The 22,143-nt window shown below is 69.4% G+C and carries 19 protein-coding genes and 1 pseudogene; 7 read left to right on the top strand and 13 right to left on the bottom strand.

Going from position 1 to position 22,143, the window contains the following annotated elements; all coding sequences use genetic code 11:
* Positions 1 to 4: 4 nt before the first annotated feature.
* Positions 5 to 1,213: an MAB_1171c family putative transporter gene (locus IEZ21_RS27905; RefSeq protein ID WP_189324643.1), complete on the top strand. Its 1,209-nt coding sequence runs from the start codon at positions 5 to 7 to the stop codon at positions 1,211 to 1,213.
* Here IEZ21_RS27905 and IEZ21_RS27910 read toward each other — a convergent pair.
* Entirely contained in the window at positions 1,135 to 2,529 is a 1,395-nt protein-coding gene (locus IEZ21_RS27910) for an FAD-dependent oxidoreductase (protein ID WP_189324644.1), read from the bottom strand. The two genes, IEZ21_RS27905 and IEZ21_RS27910, sit on opposite strands and share 79 nt — an antisense overlap.
* A gap of 73 nt (positions 2,530 to 2,602) precedes the next feature.
* Positions 2,603 to 3,853: an MAB_1171c family putative transporter gene (locus IEZ21_RS27915; RefSeq protein ID WP_189324645.1), complete on the bottom strand. Its 1,251-nt coding sequence runs from the start codon at positions 3,851 to 3,853 to the stop codon at positions 2,603 to 2,605.
* 398 nt (positions 3,854 to 4,251) lie between these two features.
* On the opposite strand from IEZ21_RS27915, the gene IEZ21_RS27920 reads away from it, so the two are divergent.
* Positions 4,252 to 4,482 (top strand): hypothetical protein, encoded by a 231-nt coding sequence (locus tag IEZ21_RS27920; protein ID WP_189324646.1) that lies wholly within the window; start codon positions 4,252 to 4,254, stop codon positions 4,480 to 4,482.
* Between the two features lie 68 nt (positions 4,483 to 4,550).
* Here the strand turns inward: IEZ21_RS27920 and IEZ21_RS27925 are convergent, their stop codons facing one another.
* The 4 genes from IEZ21_RS27925 to IEZ21_RS27940 all read right to left on the bottom strand — a co-directional run bounded on the left by IEZ21_RS27925 (position 4,551) and on the right by IEZ21_RS27940 (position 8,699).
* Positions 4,551 to 5,573 carry a LacI family DNA-binding transcriptional regulator gene (locus tag IEZ21_RS27925; protein ID WP_189324647.1) on the bottom strand — a complete coding sequence of 341 codons (1,023 nt, stop codon included), beginning with the start codon at positions 5,571 to 5,573 and terminating at the stop codon, positions 4,551 to 4,553.
* A 77-nt stretch (positions 5,574 to 5,650) separates the two neighbouring features.
* A complete protein-coding gene (locus IEZ21_RS27930; RefSeq protein ID WP_189324648.1) occupies positions 5,651 to 6,487 on the bottom strand; it encodes an ATP-binding cassette domain-containing protein in 837 nt (278 codons plus the stop codon).
* Positions 6,484 to 7,497, bottom strand: a complete 1,014-nt coding sequence (locus IEZ21_RS27935; RefSeq protein WP_189324649.1) for an ABC transporter permease — start codon at positions 7,495 to 7,497, stop codon at positions 6,484 to 6,486. The genes IEZ21_RS27930 and IEZ21_RS27935 overlap by 4 nt, the downstream gene beginning before the upstream one ends.
* A 179-nt stretch (positions 7,498 to 7,676) precedes the next feature.
* Positions 7,677 to 8,699: a sugar ABC transporter substrate-binding protein gene (locus tag IEZ21_RS27940; RefSeq protein ID WP_189324650.1), complete on the bottom strand. Its 1,023-nt coding sequence runs from the start codon at positions 8,697 to 8,699 to the stop codon at positions 7,677 to 7,679.
* 275 nt (positions 8,700 to 8,974) lie between these two features.
* Between IEZ21_RS27940 and IEZ21_RS27945 the strand changes: the two genes are divergently transcribed.
* Positions 8,975 to 9,277, top strand: coding sequence for a putative quinol monooxygenase (locus IEZ21_RS27945; protein WP_189324651.1), 303 nt, complete (start codon positions 8,975 to 8,977; stop codon positions 9,275 to 9,277).
* Here the strand turns inward: IEZ21_RS27945 and IEZ21_RS27950 are convergent, their stop codons facing one another.
* The 3 genes and pseudogenes from IEZ21_RS27950 to IEZ21_RS27955 all read right to left on the bottom strand — a co-directional run bounded on the left by IEZ21_RS27950 (position 9,278) and on the right by IEZ21_RS27955 (position 10,909).
* Positions 9,278 to 9,880, bottom strand: coding sequence for a sugar O-acetyltransferase (locus tag IEZ21_RS27950; RefSeq protein ID WP_189324652.1), 603 nt, complete (start codon positions 9,878 to 9,880; stop codon positions 9,278 to 9,280). It lies immediately after the preceding gene.
* A 127-nt stretch (positions 9,881 to 10,007) separates the two neighbouring features.
* Positions 10,008 to 10,151 (bottom strand): annotated as a pseudogene (locus IEZ21_RS48900) (ISAs1 family transposase); the annotation flags it as partial.
* Between the two features lie 71 nt (positions 10,152 to 10,222).
* Entirely contained in the window at positions 10,223 to 10,909 is a 687-nt protein-coding gene (locus IEZ21_RS27955) for a 4'-phosphopantetheinyl transferase family protein (protein WP_189324653.1), read from the bottom strand.
* A gap of 216 nt (positions 10,910 to 11,125) precedes the next feature.
* Here IEZ21_RS27955 and IEZ21_RS27960 point away from each other — a divergent pair, with 216 nt between their 5' ends.
* The gene (locus tag IEZ21_RS27960; protein WP_189324654.1) at positions 11,126 to 12,262 is read left to right on the top strand and encodes an ATP-grasp domain-containing protein; all 1,137 of its coding nucleotides are present in this window, start codon (positions 11,126 to 11,128) and stop codon (positions 12,260 to 12,262) included.
* Positions 12,263 to 12,293: 31 nt separating this feature from the next.
* Here IEZ21_RS27960 and IEZ21_RS27965 read toward each other — a convergent pair whose 3' ends face one another.
* The 4 genes from IEZ21_RS27965 to IEZ21_RS27980 all read right to left on the bottom strand — a co-directional run bounded on the left by IEZ21_RS27965 (position 12,294) and on the right by IEZ21_RS27980 (position 18,667).
* Complete coding sequence (locus tag IEZ21_RS27965; RefSeq protein ID WP_246568196.1) at positions 12,294 to 13,169, bottom strand: sulfotransferase family protein; 876 nt, start codon at positions 13,167 to 13,169, stop codon at positions 12,294 to 12,296.
* A gap of 164 nt (positions 13,170 to 13,333) precedes the next feature.
* Entirely contained in the window at positions 13,334 to 16,486 is a 3,153-nt protein-coding gene (locus IEZ21_RS27970) for an alpha-mannosidase (RefSeq protein ID WP_189324655.1), read from the bottom strand.
* A gap of 51 nt (positions 16,487 to 16,537) precedes the next feature.
* A complete protein-coding gene (locus tag IEZ21_RS27975; protein WP_189324656.1) occupies positions 16,538 to 17,878 on the bottom strand; it encodes a 6-phospho-beta-glucosidase in 1,341 nt (446 codons plus the stop codon).
* A gap of 39 nt (positions 17,879 to 17,917) precedes the next feature.
* Positions 17,918 to 18,667: a DeoR/GlpR family DNA-binding transcription regulator gene (locus IEZ21_RS27980; protein ID WP_189324657.1), complete on the bottom strand. Its 750-nt coding sequence runs from the start codon at positions 18,665 to 18,667 to the stop codon at positions 17,918 to 17,920.
* A gap of 128 nt (positions 18,668 to 18,795) precedes the next feature.
* Between IEZ21_RS27980 and IEZ21_RS27985 the strand changes: the two genes are divergently transcribed.
* From IEZ21_RS27985 to IEZ21_RS27995, 3 genes are all read left to right on the top strand, one after another.
* Positions 18,796 to 19,821 (top strand): carbohydrate kinase family protein, encoded by a 1,026-nt coding sequence (locus tag IEZ21_RS27985; protein ID WP_189324658.1) that lies wholly within the window; start codon positions 18,796 to 18,798, stop codon positions 19,819 to 19,821.
* A gap of 62 nt (positions 19,822 to 19,883) precedes the next feature.
* Complete coding sequence (locus IEZ21_RS27990; RefSeq protein ID WP_189324659.1) at positions 19,884 to 21,170, top strand: extracellular solute-binding protein; 1,287 nt, start codon at positions 19,884 to 19,886, stop codon at positions 21,168 to 21,170.
* A complete protein-coding gene (locus IEZ21_RS27995) occupies positions 21,170 to 22,132 on the top strand; it encodes a carbohydrate ABC transporter permease (RefSeq protein ID WP_033326032.1) in 963 nt (320 codons plus the stop codon). Before IEZ21_RS27990 ends, IEZ21_RS27995 begins: the two co-directional genes overlap by 1 nt.
* Positions 22,133 to 22,143: the final 11 nt, after the last annotated feature.

The raw sequence follows: 22,143 nt of genomic DNA on the forward strand, positions 1-22,143 counted from the left end.
CGCCATGGGTGACTCCGGCTACTACATACCGGCTCTCGCGATGGCGGTCGCGCTCGCCGTCAAGACGCCCGCGTTGCTGCGCTCCTGGCACGATCCGCTGCAGCGTTCCGTGTGTACGCTGATCGCCCTGTCAGGCCTGGTGTTCTTCTTCGCCGCCCCGCCGACGATCGCCGATGTCAACCGCCTCACCGGCATCGCGAACGTCTCGGCGCCGCTCGTCTACGGCCTGCTGGGTGCCCTCAGCGCCGCCTGTCTGGTGGTGATCATCCACTGGCGCGGCGGTCCGCCGGGGCGCCTCCGGCGGACCGCCCGCCGCTGGATCACCGGGTACGGCGTGGTGATCGTGGCGCTGGTCGTGCTCTTCGTCCTCGGGGACGCTCCGGAGGAACGGCTGCGGGACCTCGACACGTACTACGCCAACACGCCGTTCCTCCGCGAGATGATCGTGCTCTACCTCGTGTCGCTCACCGTCGGGGGCGTCGCGATGGACGTCATGTGCTGGCGCTGGGCGCTTCAGGTACACGGCTGGCTGCGGGCCGGGCTGCTGATCATCGCGCTCGGCTTTCTGTGCAACATCCTTTACTCCGTCACCAAGTTCACTGCCATTGTCGCCCGGTGGAGCGGCGGGAACCTGGACGACCTGAGCACCTACGTGGCACCCGCGATGGCTTCCGCCGGGATGCAGCTCAGCGCGCTCGGCTTCTGTCTTCCGCCGGTCTGCCAGCGCGTCGGGGACATCTGGAGCACCTGGTCCACCTATCGCCGACTCGGGCCATTGTGGCACGAGTTGAGGCCCCTCGCGCCGCCCAAGGACCGTGCCGTACGTATCTCGTGGTGGTCGCCCGCCGAACTCCAGGTGACCCAGCGGGAGTCCGACATCCACGACGGCATGCTCGCGCTGTATCCGTACTTCGACACCGAGATCCGTGCGGGCGCCTACGAAGCCGCCGTGGCCGCGGGCTCCGATCCCGTCCAGGCGCAGGCGGAGGCCGACGCGGCGATGGTGACGGCGGCGGTGCGGGCCAGGGCCGCCGACCCGGAGGGCAGGGTCATCAGCTCGGCGTCGGTGGACGCGGCACCGCCTGCGTCCACCGAAGGGCCGCGCGACCTGGTGCGGATGTCCCTCGCCCTGCGTCAGTCCCCCGTCGTCACGGCGGCCTCCCTCTCGGTCAGCGGAGGTCCGCTCAACCGGGGCTTCTTCCGGCCGAGATAGACCAGGGCGAGCATGTCGGGCATGAGCAGCCGCGACGGGTCTCTCTCCATGCTCATCACGTCCAGCAGGATCCGCATGGCGTGCGGATTGCGGGAACCGGCGTCGGCGGCCCTGTCGACGAACGCGGCAAGCGTCTTCTCCAGGCGGGTGGGCGGCTGCTCGCTGGCGCCCGGCCGGAACACGTCCTGGCCCACGGCCAGGCTCCAGGCGTTGTCGACGGGCCGGGCCGCGGCCTTCTGGATGTGCCGTGCCGTGCCGGGGGCGGTGAGTTCCTGCTCGCGCAGCACACCGCGCAGAGCGAGGACGCTCTGGGCCGACGCGCTCATTCCGTGCCCGTAGATGGGGTTGTAGCCGGCGATGGCGTCACCGAGGACGGCGAAGCCCTCGGGCCAGCGGGCGGCCTTCTCGTAGTAGCGGCGCTTGTTGGCGGTGCTGCGGGTGGTGACGACGTCGGTCTCGGGTTCGGCTCTGGTGAGGAGTTCGCCGATGATGGGGTGGGCCAGCGTCAGGGCGAAGGGCACGAACTCGTCGTTGTTGCTGGTGGGTTGCCCGCCGCGGCTGCCGGACAGGGTCACCAGCCACCGGCCGCCTTCGATCGGGAGGATGATGCCGCTCCGCGCCGGATCGGCCTGGGGCTCGGGCTGGATGTTGACGATCGGGAAGTCGACGGCGTCGGCCGGTGGGCGGTAGATCCGGCTGGCGTAGCCGAGTCCGGCGTCGACGGTGCGTTCGTGGACGGGCGGCAGCCCCAGGTCCCCCAGCCAGTGGCCGGCGCGGCTGGCGCGCCCGCTGGCGTCGATGACCAGGTCGGCGGGGAGGGTGCGCTCCGAGTCCTCCTCACGTATGCGCACTCCTGTCACGCGGTCCGCGCTGCCTTCCAGGCCCAGCAGTTCGGTCTGTCGCAGCAGGGTGATCCGCCGGTCCGGCAGCACGTCGGCGCGGATCACGGCGTCGAGCAGATCACGGCTGCCCACGAGGAAGCTGTGCCGGGCGTGGGTGAACCGCCGGAACCACTGGCCGGACGGAGCCCGGGACACCAGGTCGGTCATGACGCGGGTTCTCCGGACGCCGCGGTCGACGAGCCGACCGGTGATGCCCGGCAGGATCTCCTCGAGGGCCTTGACGCCGCCGGACCAGAACAGGTGGGCGTGACGGGCCTGCGGCAGTCCCTTGCGTGGCCGGGGTTCGTCCGGCAGCAGGTCGCGTTCGACGATGGTGACGTCGGCGTGGTCGGCGAGTACGGCGGCGGCGAGCATGCCCGTCATCCCCCCTCCGACCACCACCGCGGTGCGACGAGGGGCAGTTCTGTCAGACAAGTCGGACACTCCTTCTGTTGCTCCCGATAACTGTTGCTCCCGTGCTCCCGATACGAGGCGCTGCGCCGCCGTATCAGTCATGGCTGGCGATCGCTTGCCGGGCGGACTGCCGACGGGCTTCCGCCACTATGGGGGACGTACGCAAGGCGTGTGCGATACCGGTCAAGGACGGGCGCGTGGCGGGGAGTTCGGTGGTCTCGGCGTACTCGGTGTGCGCGGCGTATTCGGTGTTCCCACCGTTCTCGCCGTTCTTGCCGTTCTCCAAGAGGGCCGCCGGTGTGACCGCTCCGGCACTCCGGCAGGTGCGTACAGCCGCGGCGACCATCGCCGCGTGGCCGATGAGGGCGGCGCTGTCGGCACTGTGGCCCGCGGCACGGGCCGCTGTCCGGGCGTGTGAGCGGACCTGGTCGTCGAGGTAGGGACGGATCAGTCGCAGCCCGTCCTCGATTCCGGCCTCGCGTCGGGTGAGGCGGATGAACGGCGAGGAGTACCAGGGAATCGGGGCGGAGAGCGGACTGCCGGGGTGGGCGCCACCGAGTTCCCGCCACAGCGGGCCGAGCCGCCGCCATGTCGTCACGGTGCGCCAGACGGCGCTCCCCCACGGACCGAGGAGCGGCACGATGAAGCCGGCGGTGGTGACGGCCGCCGCCAGGCCCACGAGGCGGGGCGCCAGAAGCGTGCTCAGCACGTCCCAGTCCCGGCCCGTCCACCGCGCGATCACCGCGGTGAGCTTGAGACCGCTGAAGGACAGGTTGAGCAGCCAGCCGAGGACCAGCAGCCGCAGTCCGGCCCGCAGCCATCCCCGCACCTCCCGCGCCCAGCGCCCGCACAGAACGGTGGTGGCGACGGCCGCCGTCATATGGCCGAGCAGGTACAGCACGATCATCGGCCCGATCCACGGGGTCGTGGCGTAGTAGGTGTCGAAGTCGGTGAGCCGCTCGCTGGGTGCCTCCCCCAGCACGAACAGGGTGATCAGTACGGCGACCAGGACGGCATAGCCGGCCTTCCAGCGCCGGGTGAGGCGGCGCACGTACACCTCGGGCCCGCCACGCCAGTGGATGATCAGCAGCAGGCAGCTGGCGCTGTAGGCGCTCACCATCGCGTACACCAGCGCGGCGGAGAAGTTCGCGATGCCGGTCGCTTCGTTGATCCCGGCGACGGTGCGGGGAGCGGCGAGGAAGAAGCCGGCGCCGCCCAGGAAGATCACCCAACAGACGGCCCGGACCAAGGGATCGCGCCACGCGTTCAGCAGGCCGGGCAGCTTCAGTCCCAGTCCGGCCCAGCAGACGAACGCGGGTATGTAGTAGTAGGCGGAGGCGTCCATGCTCAGCCCTGCGGCCGACGGCTGCCCAGTGACGCGTCGATACGTCCCGTCTCCTTCTCGGCCTGGAACTCTCCGACCAGCCGCAAGACAAGGCGACGCATCTGCTGACTACTCCTCACATGCCGGACCCTGCCCGGCAAATATTCCAGACGTACGAGCCCACTGCCAGGCCTGGACCTCTCCGGCTTCCGGTCCCACCGGTACTCCTGTCGCGGTCCCGCTCCATCCTCCACGTGCCGGTCTGCCGGGGTTCACGCCGTGGTCTGCGGCCGCGCACCGTTCAGGTGTACGCGGCCGCAGACCTGATTGTCAGTGGTGGACGGCAAGCTGGACCCAGCGCCACCGCTGTGCGACGGCGCGTGAACGCAGGAGCCGAGCCGAACCGGGAGAGTCGTCCGATGCCGACCGCCGTACTGACCGATCACGAACGCACCGCCGTACAGGCCTATCTGCGCCTGTTGCACACGGTACGAGCCGCGCTGGACGACCCGCCCGGCACGGCACCCCGGCCCGTCGTCGTACCGCCCGCTGCCCTCGCGGAGGCCGAGCGCGCGCTGGAGGCGGCGGGCCTCGCGGGCAACGAGGAGGCGTTCTTCCGCCTGCTGCACGCCTGGTGCCCTCAGCCGTGACGGTAGCGTCGGATATTGAGCGGCAGCCTCAACAACCCGCCGTACACCACGTCCGTGGACGTGACCGCCTACGGCTTGGGCGCGGGTTGCTCCCCCGAGCCTCGGACGATCAGCCGGGTGGGAACGGTGATGGTGCGAGCGCGGGAGCGGTCGCCGTCGAGGCGGGCCAGGGCGGTGGCCGCGGCGCTGCGGCCGATTTCTTCGGGGTCCTGGGCGACGACGGTCAGGGCCGGTTCCAGTGCCTCGGCGAGTGATACGTCGTCGAAGGCGACGACGGCTACGTCCTTGCGCTTGCTACGGGCGAGTTCGGCGACGGTTCCGAGGCCCATGATGTTGTTTCCGGCGAACAGGGCCGTGGGGGGATCGGCCAGTTCGAGGAGTTGGGAGGTCGCGGCCTCAGCCCCTTGCTGGTCGTGCGCGCTGGCGACCAGCGAGCGGTCGTAGGGGATGTCGGCCTCTTGCAGGGCCGCGCGATATCCGGCGAGGCGTTCGCGGCGGGTGTACAGCTTGACGGGCAGGTCGCCGACGAATCCGATGCGGCGGTGCCCGTGGGCGATCAGGTGGGCGACGCCGTCCTGGGCCCCCGCACGGTTGGAGCTGACGATGCTGTCCGTGGACAGGCCGACTCCCGGTCGGTCGAGGAAGACGACGGGCAGCCCCGCCGTACGGTGCGACTTGAGGTGGGAGTGGTCGGCGCCGACCGACGGCACGACGATCAGGATGCTGACGCGCCGGGCGAGGAACTTGGCCGTCAGGGCGCGTTCGCGGTCGGGGTCGTCCGCGGAGGAACCCATGAGCAGCGTCAGTCCACGTTCGCGGACCGTGTCCTCGATGCCGCGGGCCACGGCTCCGAAGAAGGGGTTGCCGAGGTCGGGGATGACCAGTCCGATGGTGGTGTCCGGACCGCCGACGCGGATGTTGCGTGCCATGAGGTTCGGCTGGAAGCCCAACCTGGCCATCGCGGCGAGTACCTGTTCCCGCGTCTGCTCCGAGACGGGTCCGTCCTCGTTGACGACGCGGGAGACCGTTTTGGCGCTGACACCTACTTCTCGTGCGACATCGGCCAAGGTGGGGCGGCGGTTCGCGGCCATCGAGGAAACGGTCTCCTGTTGCTCGTCAGTTCCGGCCGCGGGCCGCGGCCGGAACCTGTAAGTACTTCAGTCGTACGTCAGTTGGCCTGGACGCCTGCGGCCTTCGCCGCCTCGGAATCCGCTACGACCGTACCTCCGGCCTCATCGACGGTGAGCGCGCCGGTCATGATGGCGACGACCTCCGCCATGGAGTAGTCGGAGGGCTTGATCACGGCAGCGCGCCGGCCCAGTCGGTGGACGTGGATCCGGTCGGCGATCTCGAAGACGTGCGGCATGTTGTGGCTGATCAGGACGACCGGCATGCCCTTGTCGCGGACGCGGCGGATGAGGTCGAGGACCTGTCCGGACTCCTTGACGCCGAGGGCGGCGGTGGGTTCGTCCATGACGACGACGCTGCGGGCCCAAGCGACGGCGCGGGCGACCGCGACGGCCTGCCGCTGTCCGCCCGAGAGGGTCTCGACCGACTGTGTCAGCGAGCGCAGGCCGATCTTCAGGTCGGCCATGTGCTCGGCGGCCTCCTGGCGCATGCGCTTCTTGTCGAGCATGCGGAAGGCGCTGCCGAGGACGCCGGGGCGGCGGAGCTCGCGCCCGAGGAACATGTTGGAGGCGATGTCCATGGAGGCGGCCACGGCGAGGTCCTGATAGACCGTCTCGATGCCGTGGGCACGAGCACTTTGCGGCCCGGAGAACTGGATCGGTTTGCCGCCCAGCCGTATCTCGCCCGCGTCGGGGATCACCGCACCGGTGAGGGCCTTGATCAGGCTGGTCTTGCCGGCTCCGTTGTCGCCGATGACGGCGAGCACCTCGCCGGGCAGCAGATCGAAGTCGGCGCCGTCGATGGCGGTGACATGGCCGTAACGCTTGACCAGACCGCGGGCCTGCAGAACAGGGGTCGGGGAGGAGGTGGCAGTCATCGGGCCTTCTTCCGGGAGAGCTGGTCGACGGTCACCGCGAGGATCACCAGGACACCGGTGATCAGGGTCTGGTAGATGGAGGCGACGCCCATCAGCTGCAGGCCGTTGCGGAAGACGCCGACGATGAGGACGCCGATGAACGTGCCCAGGACCGATCCGCGTCCGCCGAAGAGGCTGGTGCCGCCGAGGACCACGGCGGTGATGCTGTCGAGGTTGTCGGTCTGCCCGGCTTGGGGGTCGCCGACTCCGGTGCGGGAGATGAGCAGCAGGGCGGCGATGCCGTAGAGGACGCCGGCCGCGGTGTAGACGCCGATGGTCAGCCGGGAGGTGCGGATGCCGTTCAGCCGCGCCGCTTCAGGGCTGTTGCCCAGGGCGTAGACGTGCCGGCCCCAACCTGTGCTGCTCAGCGCGTAGGCGAGGAGGAGGAACAGGGCGATGGTGACCAGCGAGCCGTAGGTGATGTCGGTCTTGCCGAGCGGGAAGGTCTGCCCGAGGGCCGTCAGTGAGCCGGGCAGGTTGGTGACGGTCTGCTCTTCGGAGTAGATGTGGGTCAGCGCGAAGGCCACGTTGAGCATGCCGAGGGTGACGATGAACGGCGGCAGCGGGATCTTCTGCACCAGTGCCCCGTTGAGCAGGCCGAAGCCACCGCAGACGACCAGGCCCAGCGCGATCGCGGCGAGCGGAGGCAGGGAGCCCTCGGCCGCCATCTTGGCGATCACGATGCTGCCGAACGCCATCACGGCACCGCACGACAGGTCGATGCCCGCGGTGAGGATGATCAGAGTCTGGCCGATGGCGAGGGTGCCGACGACCATGACCTGCTGCACGATCAGCGAGAAGTTCCCGCCGGTGAGGAACTGGTCGGTCGAGAAGGAGAAGAAGACACAGGCCAGGAGGAGAGCGACCAGCGGGCCGGTGGTCGGTGCCGTGAGCAGCTGGCGGGCCGTCGTCGGTGCTTTGAGCTCCGCGTACGGCGAGGTTTTGCTCGGGGGCGTGGACGTGGCAGTCATGCGAGGTCCTTGTCGGAAGACAGAAGTCTTTGTCGGTCCGTGTCGGACGGGAGGCTCAGTCCTTGTCGGACGGCAAGAGGACGAGGGGGCGGCCGTCCCCGGGTCGGGGAGGAGGGGACGGCCGCCCCGCTGAGGGATTTCGAACGGCGGCAGCTACGACGGCAGTTGGGGGTGGCGGCTCAGCCCCAGCAGTTCTCCAGGCCGTAAGCGGTGTCCTTGGACGTGACCCCGTCCTGCGCCTTGTCGGTGATGAGAGTGACGCCGGTGTCGGTGTAACCGGATGCCTTCTTGCCGTCCTTGGCGAACGTCACGACGGCCTTGACGCCCTCGGCGGCCATCTTCAGCGGGTACTGCTGCGAGGTCGCGGCGATCGTGCCGTCCTTGACGGCCTCGGTCCCGGTGCAGCCGCCGTCGACGGAGACGATCAGGACGTCCTTCTCCCGGCCCTTGGCCTTCAGCGCGGTGTACGCACCCAGCGCGGCGGGCTCGTTGATGGTGTAGACGACGTTGATGCCGGGCTCCTTCTGGAGGCAGTTCTCCATCGCGGTCTGGCCCTTGGCCTGGTCGCCTCCGGTGTCCTGGGAGCAGACGACGGAGGGGTCGCCCTCCTTGATGCCGAAGCCCTTCAGGAAGCCGTTGTGCCGCTGGACGCCGACGGAGACGCCCGGCGCCAGGTCGAGGGTGGCTATCTTCGCGTCTTTGCCCTTCATGGCCGCCTTGGCGTACTCGCCGATCAGCTCGCCGGCCTTGACGTTGTCGGTGGCGAACAGGGCGTCGACCGCGCTCTCCGGCTCGGTCGGGGTGTCCAGGGCGATGACCAGGACGCCCTTGGCCCGGGCCTTCTCGATCGCGGGCGTGATGGCCTTGGAGTCGCTCGGGGTGATCAGGATGCCCTTCACGCCGGCGGCGACCATGTTCTCGATGGCCGTGACCTGACCGGCGTTGTCTCCGTCGAACTTGCCTGCGGCGGTGGACAGTTCGGCGCCGTTGTCCTTGGCGGCCTTCTCCGCGCCCTCCTTCATCTTCACAAAGAACGGGTTGGTGTCGGTCTTGGTGATCAGACCGACCTTGACGCTGCCCGATCCGGCGCTCGCGGTGCCCGATTCCGATCCGGATCCACAGGCGGTCAGGGCGAGGGCTGCGACACCCGTGCAGGCAGCGGCTCTGAGCAAGGAGGAGGGCTGACGAGAGGTGCGTGACATGGACTACTCCTGCGGGATTGCGGGCGAGCGGCCGGCATCGGGGCATGCCGTCCCGAGGTGTCATCGTTGACTTATGTCATCGTTGACACTGCTTGGCCAGGATGATGGACTCCGTCTCCAGGCAACGTCAATGCCTTGTACCCGTCACAAATCGGCAACGCCCGTGACCGCCGCCCGCCCGAAAGCCGTTCAGCGACTGCCCGCAACGTGCCCGCTTTGCCGCCGCGTTCCAAGGGAAGAGCAGCGACCCCACCCACTGACAAGGACACGAAGCCATGACGAAAACCCTGCTCGCCGAGTTCACCGCCCGAGAGGGAGCTCAGGACGAGGTCGCCCGCCTGATCCGGGACTACGCCCTGAAGGTGCGCGAAGAGGAAGGCAACCTGGCCTTCGACGTCTACACCAAGGCGGCCAACCCGCGCGCCTACTGGATATTCGAGGTCTACCGGGACGAGGACGCCTTCAAGACACACCTGGACGCCCCGTACGGCGCCCCGTTCAACGCCACCCTCACCCCTCTGATCGAGGAGGACGCCTCCGTACTGACGTTCCTCGATCCGCTGGCCACGCGTCCGTAGTCAGGACCCGGCGGTACGTGTGGTGAGGTCCTCGTCCGTGATGGGGCGGACCACCCGGCAAGGGGTTCCGAGCGCGACGGTCATCGGGGGAATGCTGCGGCTGACAACGCTGCCGGCGCCGATGACCGACCCGTATCCGATGCGAACGCCGGGCAGGACCACCGTGTTGCTGCCGATCCACACCTTGTCCTCGATCACGATCGGTTCCGAGAACCGTCCGAAATCAGCGCGTCGCGAGGGATGCACCGGGTGTCCCGTCGTGGTCAGTGTCACGCTGGGCGCGATCATGACACCGTCGCCTATGCGGATGTCCACGTCGTCGACGAATGTGAGGTTCACGTTCCCGAAGAAGTCGTCGCCGATGTGGACGTTGCTGCCGAACCCGGCGTGGAACGGCGGCAGCAGCACCGTGCGTTCACCGACCGAGCCGAAGATCGCGACGAGCAGCGATCGACGCTTTTCCGTTTCGCTCGGTGGTGTGTGGTTGTACTCGAAGATCTGCTCGGTGCGGCGCCGAGGGGCCTGGAAGGCCGCTTCCGACTCGGTGTAGATCAGCCCCTTGGCTATCCGAGCCAGGACTTCTTCCTCGTGAGCGTGCGTCACAGCGGAACGTTCCCTTCGTCCAATCCCTCGGGCACAGGCCCGGCGTGTCCCCGGTCGACCGCTCGCCTCCAGAGGGTACGTGCACCGCGAAGGGACAGGGGGGCGCCGGCCCCGCGGAGATCGCTTTCACGCCGCTTCCTCGGCGCCTGCGGCGCACCGGACCGCCCTGGGCGGCAGCCTGGTGGGCCCGGCGCTGTTCGCGCTCCGGGCCGCCGTCGGGCATCAGCGGCGCGGGAGTTGCGGGTTCGTCGGAGAGCAGGGATGTCAGGTAGGCCAAATGGATACCCAGCATGCGGGCCTAGGCGGCGCGGGCAGCACGATCGAGCGGTCCCCGAGCCGGCGTCAGCCACCGTCGTACGCCACGCTCACCGCGGTCGCCACAAGCCCCCGGCCCACCGTCCAGCGCCCCTCGAAGTGGCCGACGCGACGGCCGTCCACCACCGGGCCGGGGACGAGGAGTCCGGCACGGAAGCCGCCGGACGTGGTGTGTCCGGGGTCCATGAAGACGTCGATGTCCGCCTCGGTGAAGTCGAGCCACTTCCCGGTGAGGGGGAACCAGGCCTTGTAGACCGACTCCTTGGCGCTGAAGAGGAGTCGGTCCCAGTGGACGGCGGGGTGCTCGGCACGGAGCGCGCGCAGTCGGCCGTCCTCGGCGGGCAGGGACACGGAGGGCAACACGCCGTCCGGAAGCGGCAGATGGGGCTCCGCGTCGATGCCGAGGGAGGCCAGGTCGGTGGCGCGGGCCAGCGCCGCGGCGGCGTAGCCCTCGCAGTGCGTCATGCTGCCGATCAGTCCGGCGGGCCACTGCGGGGCCCCGCGCTCACCGGTCAGAACGGCCTGCGGGGGAACCCCGAGCTTGTCCATCGCACGCCGGGCACAGGTGCGGACGACGGTGAACTCGCGGCGTCGCTTCTCCACGGCCCTCGCGATGAGCGCCTGTTCCCCGGGATACAGCGTCGCGCCCTCGGCCGGCTCGTCACCGTGTGCTTCCACAGTCACGACCGGGTCCGGGAGCAACTCCTCGATCACTGGATCCGACCTCCATCGGCAGAATGCGGCGCAGCGTACCCGGCGGGGCCTAATCCGTAACATGGACGTAGCAGCGATCATGCGCCGGAACCCCTATGATCGGCCCTACACAACCGCGCGCTCACCGTTTTCGAACGGCGGTTTTGTGTACCTCCAAACTCCTTGGCCGGGCACGGCCTGCTTCGCCGTGCCCGCGAACCCTGAAAGGTGGCCTGCATGGTCTCTCGCGTACGCGTCTGGCTCAACCGCACGTACGCGGAGAACGTGTTCTTCATGGATCAGCTGCGGGAGAATCCCAGCGGCCGTCCGGTCGAGATCCATGCGACGCACGGTGACCCCGACTCTCCCATCCTGGCCGCCGCCGACACCGCGGAGCTGGAACCGAAGGGGTTGTCTCCGGCCGCGTACGTCGAGTACGCCCTCGATCAGTGCGCCCGGCACTCGATCGACGTGTTCGTACCGGTGCTGCACCAGGCGGCGGTCGCCGCGCACCGCGAGGACTTCGCCGCGGCCGGTACGGCCCTGCTGGCGCCGCCCGCCGAGGCCGTGGCGACCTTTCACGACAAGGTGACGGCGTACGAAGCGGTGCAGGCGCTCGGGGTGCCGGTGCCGCCGTGGTGGCGGGTGCGTACCGAGGACGAACTCGTCGCGGCGGTCGACGCCTTGGAGGCGGACGGCCACAAGGCCTGCTTCAAGCCGGCCGCGGGAGCGGGCGGAGTCGGCTTCCGCATCATCACGCGCACCCCCTTCTCACTCATGCACCTGAGCGGTTTCCCCAGCCCGTACGTGCCGCTGAACCTCGTCGTCGACGCGTTGCGGCAGGCCGACGGTCCCGTCGACTGGCTGGTGATGCCGCGCCTGGAGGAGCCGGAGGTGTCCGTCGACTGTCTGACGGGGCCGGACGGGCGGGTGCGGATGGCGGTGGGCCGGACCAAGAACGGCCGTCGGCGCGGCTTCACGCTGCAGCCGTCCTTCATCGAGCCGGCGCGGCACATCGCCCGGGCCTTCGATCTGCACTACCTGACCAACATCCAGTTCCGTATGTACGAGGACGAGCCGGTGCTCATGGACGTCAACACGCGCCCGGCCGGCGGTCTGCACCAGCTCTCCCAGTGCGGCCTCAACGCCCCTTGGGCGGCCGTGCGGTTGGCGCTCGGCGAGGACCCGGGCGAGCTGGTACCGCCGTTCCTCGGCCGGGACTACGCGGTGGTCGCGGGTCCCCGCCCGGTGGGTGTGGTGTCGTTGCCGCAGCCGCGCCTGGAGGACGTCCAGCCCACCCTGCCGGCCGTTCCCGTCCCCTCCTCCTCGCCCTCCCCCGCGACGGAGTCGGCCGCCACTCCGACCCCTGCCTGAGCCCTCTCGCCCGGAGCGCCTGGGTACCCGGTCAGTCGACCGGGTACCCCCATTCACGCGCCAACTCGACCAGCCGGGGCGGCAGTTCGGCCCCCGGGTCGGCCGGTCGGGCCGACTGAATGCGGCCCGACTTGATGGTCTCGCTCCAGTCGCCGAGCTGGGGGCGGAAGGTGCCGTGGTCCTTCTTGCCGTACTCGAGCATCCCCGGCTCCCAGGGGACCTCGAGGTAGTCGCACAGGCCCCGGGTGACCGTCTCGGGGTCCGCGGTGAGCTCCTCGTACGTGATCACATGGGCGCCGGTGAGCTGCTGGCGGGCCTCGTCCAGCTTCTCGCTGTAGTCGAGGACCTCGCGGCGGATCTGTTCATGGTCCGGGTCGGCGCGACGGTTGGTGAGGGAGGTGACGACCGCGCCCGGGTGGCGGAGCAGGACGATGTAGCGGGCGTCGGGCCAACATCGTTGCAGCCGGGGCCAGATGAGGGTGTTCGGCGGCGTCTTGTCGACGATGATCTCCTTGCCGCTGCGGATGAGCTCCAGATGGAGCACGCGGTCCCACAGGACGTGCTCCAGCTCGTCCTTGTCCAGCTCCAGCGCCTTCATGGCGTCGGCCGTGAAGTCACGGGCCAGGTGGACGTGGAGGGTGCGCAGATGCATCTCGTGCGGGGCGCGGATCCGGGAGTGGCTGTTCAGCAGGACGCGCAGCAGGGTTGAGCCGGAGCGCACCGAGGACAGGACGAAGACCGGGGAGTCGACCAGGCGCGGGGCGGGCGGGGCGGCGTACGCACCCTTCGGGGCCCGCTGCGCGGGCATGGCGTCGAGGCTCCGGCGGGGCGGGCTCACCGCCTGGGCCATCAGTCTGCCGCGGCGCTTCAGGCCCTTGCGGATCGCCGAGATACGTGGGTCCCGCACGGTGACACCCCTCTTTTTGCTCCTGCTTCGCTTTGCCGCGCCATCCCAGGGGTACCGGGCGAACTCCAGGTGTCGTACAGGCAACAGACCGTGGTCACGGTGGGCCGAAAACCCGCCGTGACCAGGCCTCTTACCTCTTTCTTAATTCTTCGTGGGAAACGGGGTCAGTCACTCCGCCGTGACAGCCGCAGGGTCTGCACCTCGAAGGGGCGCAGCGACACCGCGACTCCGCCGCCCTCCACGTCCGCCTCGGCGAGGGGCCGCTCCAGGAGGTCGGTGACCTGGGCTCCGGCCAGGGGGAAGCCGGTGCGCAGGGTGCCCTGGGCGCGTCCGCCACGGGACTCGTAGAGGCGTACGACGACGTCGCCCGACTCGTCGTCGGCGAGCTTGACCGCCTCGACGGTCACGCCCGCACCCTCGACGCTCACCACCGGCTCGGCCGCACCGGCCGAATCGGCCACCCGCAGCGGCAGGTTGAGCGCGTAGCCCTCCGCGACCGTGTCCTCGATCGTCGCGCCGGGCAGCAGCGCGTAGGTGAAGTGGTGCTTGCCCTGGTCGGCCTCCGGGTCGGGGATGCGCGGGGCGCGGACCAGGCTGAGGCGGACCGTGGTGGTGGTACCACCGTCTTCGCGGACCGTGCGGGAGACGTCGTGGCCGTAGGTGGAGTCGTTGATGACCGCGACGCCGTAGCCGGGTTCGCCGATGTGCACCCAGCGGTGGTTGCAGACCTCGAAGCGGGCCGACTCCCAGCTGGTGTTGGTGTGCGTGGGGCGCTGGATGTGGCCGAACTGGATCTCGGCGGAGGAGTGCGCGGCCCTGATGTCCACCGGGAAGGCCGCCTTGAGGATCTTCTCCGTCTCGTGCCAGTCGATCTCCGTCTCGAAGTCGATACGGGGGCTGCCCGCGCGGACGGTGATGGTCTGCGTGATGCGCGAGCCCTTGCCGAAGGCGCGCTCGACGCGCAGGGCGCCGAGGAGCGGGTCCGCCTCGATCACGGTGACGGACTCGGCGTCCAGCAGGTCCGTGTAGCGGTTCTTGTAGTGCTTGTCGATGTCCCAGGCGTCCCAGTAGTTCGGGAGGTCGGTGTGCAGCCGGAGCAGATTGCCCTGGTCGGCGAGGACTTCGCGGTCGGCCCGTAGGTCCCGTACGGAGGACAGGGTGCCGTCCTCGGCGACCTCGACGCGTACGAGGCCGTTGTCCAGGACGCGGCCTCCGGTGACCGTCACCGGGTGCAGGGGTTCGCCGACGCCGAGGGGTGCGCTGCCGTTGGCGGGGACCTCGGTGTACATCGGGACGCCGACCGAGGTGCGTACGACCTCGGCGCGGTCGTAGGGGCTGGCGTTGAAAACGAAGGCGCCCTCCGCTGTCGGCTGTGCCCACCCTCCCCCACTCTCGGCTTCGCTCGAGCGGGGGGACCCCCATCGCCCTGCGGAACGATTGCCCACAGCGGTAGCGGAACGACTGCCCGCAGCAGTAGCGATCGCCTCTCGTGTGATCGCCTGGACCTCTTCTGCCACCCTCGCGTACTCCGCCTCCGCCTCCCGGTGCACCCAGGCGATCGAGGAGCCCGGCAGGATGTCGTGGAACTGGTGGAGCAGGACCGTCTTCCAGAGGCGGTCGAGCTTCTCGTACGGGTAGGAGTAGCCCGGCGCGTTCAGGGCGGCGGTGGTCGCCCACAACTCGGCTTCGCGCAGGAGGTGTTCGCTGCGCCGGTTGCCCTGCTTGGTGCGGGCCTGGGAGGTGTAGGTGGCGCGGTGCAGTTCCAGGTAGAGCTCGCCGACCCAGACGGGGGCGTCGGGGTACTCCTCGCGGGCGTCCGCGAAGAACTTGTCGGGGTGCTCCACGACGACTTTCGCGGAGCCCTCCAGGTCCGCGAGGCGCCGGGCGCGTTCCATGATCTCGCGGGTGGGGCCGCCGCCGCCGTCGCCCCAGCCGAAGGGCGCGAGGGAGCGCGTACCGCCGCCCTTCTCCTGGTAGTTGCGTACGGCGCGGGCCATCTCGTCGCCGCTGAACCGGGCGTTGTAGGTGTCGACCGGCGGGAAGTGGGTGAAGATGCGGGTGCCGTCGATGCCCTCCCACCAGAAGGTGTGGTGGGGGAACTTGTTCGTCTGGTTCCAGGAGATCTTCTGGGTCAGGAACCAGTCGTTGCCCGCGAGCTTGGCGAGCTGCGGATAGGCGGCGGTGTAGCCGAAGGAGTCCGGCAGCCATACGCCCTTGGTCTCGACGCCGAAGTGCTCCATGAAGAACTTCTTGCCGTGCACGAGCTGGCGGGCGATGGCCTCGCCGCCGGGCAGGTTGCCGTCGGCCTCGACCCACATGCCGCCGACCGGCGCCCACTGGCCCTTCTCGACGGACTTCTTGATCCGCTCCCACACCTGCGGGTAGTTGTCGCGCACCCACTCGTACTGCTGGGCCTGCGAACAGGCGAAGATGAAGTCCTCGTACTCGTCGGCCAGGGCCGTGACGTTCGAGAAGGTGCGGGACGTCTTGCGCTTGGTCTCGCGGATGGGCCACAGCCAGGCCGAGTCGATGTGCGCGTGGCCGACGCCGGAGACGGTGTGGGCGCTGGCGTGCGCGGGCTTGGCCAGGGCGGGGGCGAGCACCTCGCGGACGGCGGCGGCGCTGCCGGAGACGTCGTCCAGGTCCACGGTGTCCATGGCCCGGTCCAGGGTGTGCAGGATCTCGTGGCGGCGCGGGTCGTGCTCTTCGAGGTGGACCATCAGTTCGCGCAGCACCTGGAGGTCCAGGTCGAGGTGGAACACGTCCTCGTCGAGGACGGCGAGGTCGGCGCGCTGGAAGGTGTAGATCGGCTTGTCGCCTGCGGTCAGCACATCGCCCATGACGGTCGGGCGCGAGAAGTTCTCGGCGAGGATGTCCGGGTTGGAGGCGGCCTCGACGAGGTAGTGGATCTCCTCGCCGCCCGTTGCCGGGTTGCCAAGGGGGACGTACTGGTTGAGCGGGTTGACGGCCTTGAGCGGGGTGCCGTCGGCGAGGTGGACGAGCGCCTCGGCCTGGTTGCCGGGCCAGTCGCCGATGAACCCGAGGTCGATGACGGCCTCGACGCGCCGCCCTGCCCACTCGGCGGGCACCTGCCCGCGCATCCGGAACCAGGTCGTCCCCCAGGGCGGACCCCACGGGGTGTCCATCGCGAAGGGCGCGTACGAGGCCGACGCGGCCTCCTCGAAGGGGACGGGCTCCCCCGGCGCCTGCCAGGCCTCGACCTCGAAGGGTACGGAGGCGGCGTAGATCGCGGTCTTGATGCGCTGGTCGTGGACGCGCTGGACGCGCTCCTCGATCCGGCGGCGTTCGTCATGCATGTGCGGGTCTCCTCGGAGGGCTCTGCTTCAGGCGCTGCTTCAGAGGGTCTACTACTTCAGGTACGCCAGGCCAGGGTGCTCGGCGGTGTAGCCCTCGACGAGGCGACGGGCGACGTTCACGGAGTCGACCAGCGGGTGCAGCGCGAAGGCCTTCACGGCGGTCGTACGGGAGCCCGACTCGGCGGCGGCGAGCACCTCGCGCTCGACCGCCTTCACCGCGCACACCAGGCCGGTCGCGTGGTCCGGGAGCGGGTCGACGGCGACGGGGTGTGCGCCGTTGGCGTCGACGAGGCAGGGCACCTCGATGACGGCGTCCGTGTCGAGGACGGACAGGGTGCCCTGGTTGCGGACGTTGAGGATCAGCGTGGTGCGCTCGTCGCGGGCGATGGCCCGCATCAGGGCGAGGGCCACCTTCTCGTAGCCGCCGGAGAGGTCGTCGGCGTCACGCTCGCCGGCGCCCGCCGCGGCCCGGGACTCGGACATGTACGTGGCTTCGCGCTCGGCCCGGGTGCTCTCCCAGGTCTTGAGGGCCTCGGCGTCGGGGCGCTGCATCGCCTCGTAGAAACCGGCCTGCTGGTCGCGCAAGAAGGCGCCGCGGGTCTTTTCGGCGTCCTGGTAGGCGCGTACGGCTTCCCGGTTGAAGTAGTAGTAGTGCAGGTACTCGTTCGGGATCGCGCCCAGGGACTGGAGCCACTCGGTGCCGAAGAGTTTGCCCTCCTCGAAGGAGCCGAGCAGGTCCTGGTCGGCGAACAGGCGCGGCAGTTCGTCGCGTCCGGCGACGCGCAGGCCGCGGACCCAGCCGAGGTGGTTGAGGCCGACGTAGTCGATCCAGGCCTCGCGCGGGTTCGCGACGCCGAGGACGCGGGCGATACGGCGGCCGAGGCCGACCGGTGAGTCGCAGATGCCGATCACGCGGTTGCCGAGGTGCCGGGACATGGCCTCGGTGACGAGGCCTGCCGGGTTGGTGAAGTTGATCACCCAGGCGTCGGGGGCGAGCCGGGCCACGCGCCGGGCGACGTCGACGGCGACGGGCACCGTGCGCAGTCCGTACGCGATGCCGCCCGCGCCGACGGTCTCCTGGCCGAGGACGCCCTGGTCGAGGGCGACCCGCTCGTCGGCCGCGCGTCCTTCGAGTCCGCCGACGCGGATCGCGGAGAAGACGAAGTCGGCGCCGCGCAGCGCTTCGTCGAGGTCGGTGGTGGCGGTCACGGCGGGTGCGCCGGGGACACCGGCCGCCTGCTCGGCGAGCACGCGGGCGACGGCCGAGAGCCGGCCCGCGTCCAGGTCGTGCAGCACGACGTCGGTGACGCGGCCCTCGGCGCGGTCCCCGAGGAGCGCCCCGTACACGAGTGGCACGCGGAATCCGCCGCCACCCAGAATCGTCAGCTTCACGCAACAACCCTTTCCACGTTCATGTCCGCAGCACACGGTTCATGTCTGCACCACGCGTACGCCCGCCTCCTCCAGCGCGGACCTGGTTCCGGCGTCCGTCGGCCCGTTGGTCACCACCACGTCCAGGTCCTCGGGTCCGCAGACCTTCGCCATCCCCGTACCCGGGAACTTGGCCCGGTCCGCGAGCAGCACGACCTTGTCGGCCGCCGCGATCATGGCGCGCTTCACGGGGACCTCGACGACCGTCGTGTCCATCACCTGCCCACCGGGGCGCACTCCACTGGTGCCGAGGAAGAGCCAGTCCGCGTGGAGCTGGCGCAGGTTGTCCTCGGTGAGGAAGCCGACCAGGGAGCGGTACTCGCGGCGGACCATGCCGCCGAGGAGCACCAGCTCGATGTCCTCGTCGTCCACGAGTTCCTCGTAGACGACCAGATTGCTGGTGATCACGGTGATCCGTCGGCCGTGCAGCTGTCTGGCCAGGCGGTATGCGGTGGTGCCGATGTCGAGCAGCACGGACTGGCCGTCCTCGATCATCGCCGCGGCCCGTTCGGCGATGGCGTCCTTCTCGGCTACGCGCACCTCCGCGACCTCGGCGAAGGGCTGGTCCCCCTCCTCGGCGACGGCTCCGCCGTGCACCCGTGTGAGCAGGCCGTCCTCCTCGAGTTTCACCAGGTCACGGCGGATTGTGGCCGGGCTCACGCCCAGCTGTTCGGAGAGATCGGTCACGGCCGCGGGCCCGCCCGAACGCAGGGACCGCAGGATGAGTTGGTGTCGTCGTTCTGCCAGCACGTCGTGAACAGTACTCGTCATTCGCAATCAATTCCATGCTCGATTCTGCTCGACTCTTGCCAAAGTGGCTGGATGCGCGCACGATCCTGTGCACGGAAATGGAAGGCTTTTGACGAGAGGAAGCGTGCGTGGGTGACGAACGGCCCGATGTCCTGCTGACCGGGCTGCTCTTCTACGACCTCGTCCTGACCGGTCTGGGCAAGCAGCCGACCCCCGGCGAGGAGATCTGGACCGAGGGGATGGGAGCAGGCCCGGGCGGGATCGCGAACCTGGCCGTGGCGGCGGCCCGGTTTGGCCTGAACACCTCCCTGGCCACGGTCTTCGGGGACGACTACTACGGCGCGTACTGCCGTGACGTCCTCGCCGACCAGGAGCACATCGACCTCTCGCTCTCCCGTACGGCGGCCGGCTGGCACACCCCGGTCACCGTCGCGCTCGCCTACGACCACGACCGGGCCCTGGTCACCCACGGCCAGGAACCCCCGTACTCGCAGGACACGCTGATGGGCGACCCGCCCGAGGCGCGCACCGCCCTCGTACACATCGAGGCCGAGCCCCGCGCCTGGCTCGCCAAGGCCGCGGCGAACGGCACACAGATCTACGCGGACGTCGGCTGGGACCCCACCCAGCAGTGGTCCTCCGACCTCCTGGACCAGCTCTCCCTGTGCCACGCGTTCCTGCCCAACGACGCCGAGGCGATGGCCTACACCCGCACCGGCACCGCTGCCGCCGCGCTCGGCAAGCTCTCCGAGCTGGTGCCGGTGGCCGTGGTCACGCGGGGCCGCGACGGTGCGGTCGCCGTCGACCAGACCACGGGCGAGTACGCCGACGTGTCCGCCCTCGACGTCGACGTCCTGGACTCGACGGGCGCAGGAGACGTCTTCGGCGCGAGTTTCGTCGCGGCCTCGCTCGGCGGCTGGCCTCTCGAAGAGCGGCTGCGCTTCGCGGTGCTGGCCGCCGGACTCTCCGTACGCCATCACGGCGGGGCCCTGGCCGCGCCCGGCTGGTACGGCGTCCACCAGTGGTGGCAGTCCGTCCGTGATCCCGGACTGCGGCGGGCGTACGGCTTCCTGACCGACCGCATGCCGGCGGACCCGGGACCGCCGACCCGGCACGCCCCCGTGACCCCGCCGGCGCCCGACCGGCAGCACTGAACTCCCGTATGCGAAGACACGAACAAAGAAGACGTGAACAGATCCGAAAGGCGGTGGGAGCTGTGCGGCTCTCACGAAGGGGCCTCCTGCGCGCCGGCCTGGCCGGTACGGCCGCCACGGCGCTCGGCGGCCTGGCATCCGGCTGCGCCGTTCCGACCGGTTCGACCGGCCGGAACATGGTCCTGTGGTACTGGAGCGGCGGCCTGAGCGACACGGTCGTCAAGCAGGCCAAGGCCCGCTTCGACGGCGCCGTCGACCTGGACGCGATCCAGATCGGCGGCTACTACCGCTCCAAGCTGATCACCACGATGACCGGCCAGGCCCATGTCCCCGACATCGCGGGGCTCAAGGGCGAGGACATGGCGTCGTATCTGCCGAACGCGGACCAGTTCGTGGACTTGCGGACGCTGGGCGCGGAGAAGTACGAGCCGCAGTACCTGGAGTGGAAGTGGCAGCAGGCGGTGGCCGACGACGGCAGTCTGATCGGCTTCCCCATCGATGTCGGCCCGATCGTGCACTACTACCAGCCGGCCGTCTTCGAGAAGGCCGGTCTCGCGTCCGAACCCGAGGACGTCTCACGGGAGATGGACACCTGGGAGAAGTTCTTCTCGGCCGGTGAACAGCTCAAGAAGCGGATCAAGGGCGCGTATCTGCTGATCGACATCCTCAGCGTCTACGAGAACTCGGTCAACCAGGGCACCAAGCGGTACGTCGACAAGGACAAGCATTTCATCGGCGACCAGGAGCACGTCCGCGTCGCCTGGGACCGGGCCGTCGAGGCCAAGCGGCGCGGGCTGCTGTCCAGCATCGTCAACGGCACCCCTGACGCCAACTCGGCCACTGAGAACGGTCGGCTGCCCAGCCAGTTGGGCGCGTCCTGGGCGGCGGGCGACCTCAAGCTCAACCTGCCCAAGACCAAGGGCAAGTGGCGGGTCGCGAACTGTCCGGGCGGTCCCGCCAACAACGGCGGCTCGTTCCTGGCGATCACCAAGGCCTGCCGGGAGCCCGAGCGGGCCTTCGAGATCATCACGTGGATGCTCAACGCCGACAACCAGGCGCAGGGCTTCATCGACGCGGGGCTCTTTCCGTCCACGCCGGCCTCGTACGAGATGAAGAAGCTGCGGGAGCCCGACCCCTTCTTCGGCGACCAGATCGTGATGGACGTCTTCGGGCCCGCGGCCGAGAAGATCCCGGTCGCCTACAACAGCCCGTACGACGTGGCGCTGGGGCAGCCCATCAAGGACGAGATCAAGAACGTCGGCGCCCTCGGGAAGAACCCCGAGAAGGCCTGGAAGGACGCCATGAGCAAGTGCCGCCGCATCGCGGACCACCTGGGGGTGAGCGTCTGATGGCGACCGCACCCGTGGTCGAAAGGCCCCCCGCGGCCGTGGTGGAGACCCCGCCCGAGCAACCGAAGAAGAGCATCCTCAGCTACTGGCGGCTGTACCTCGCACTCTCCCCCTTCTATCTGCTCTTCCTGGCTTTCGGCCTGATCCCGGTCGGCTTCTCGCTCTACCTCTCCTTCCACCGCTGGGACGGCCTCGGCTCGATGGAGTGGGCGGGACTCGACCAGTACAAGTACCTGCTGAGCGACACCGACTTCTGGAGCTCGATCGGCAACACCATCGTCATCTGGGCGCTGGCCACCTTCCCCATGATCTTCCTGGCGATGATCACGGCCGTGATGCTCAACTCGGCGGTCCGCTTCAGGAACCTCTACCGCTTCGCGTACTTCCTGCCGAACGTCACCTCGGTCGTCGCCGTCGCGATCATCTTCGGCTCGGTCTTCTCCACCAACTTCGGCCTCATCAACGCCCTGTTGCAGGCGGTCGGTCTCGACCAGGTGGCCTGGCTGAACACTCCGTGGGGCATCAAGGTCGCCATCGCCACCCTGATGACCTGGCAGTGGACCGGCTACAACGCGATCATCTTCCTCGCCGGGCTCCAGACGATTCCGGGCGAGCTGTACGAGGCCGCCCGCGTCGACGGGGCCGGACCCGTGCAGACCTTCTTCCGGATCACTCTTCCGCTGATGCGGCCCGTGCTGCTGTTCGTGCTCGTCATCTCGACGGTCACCGGACTGCAGAGCTTCTCCGAGCCGCAGGTGCTGCTGCAGACCACGGCCAACGAGTCGACGTTCTCGGGCGGTCCCGACCACGCCGGCCGGACGATGGTCCTCTACTTCTTCCAGCAGACCTTCGACAACAACGACTTCGGCTACGGCGCCGCCGTGGCGTGGGGCATCTTCCTCGTCGTCGTCCTCTTCTCGATCATCAACTGGCGCCTGGTGCAGCGCCGGGACGAAGAATAGGCAGGCCGGTC

The organism is Streptomyces flaveus (assembly GCF_014647675.1).
Lineage (GTDB): Bacteria > Actinomycetota > Actinomycetes > Streptomycetales > Streptomycetaceae > Streptomyces > Streptomyces flaveus.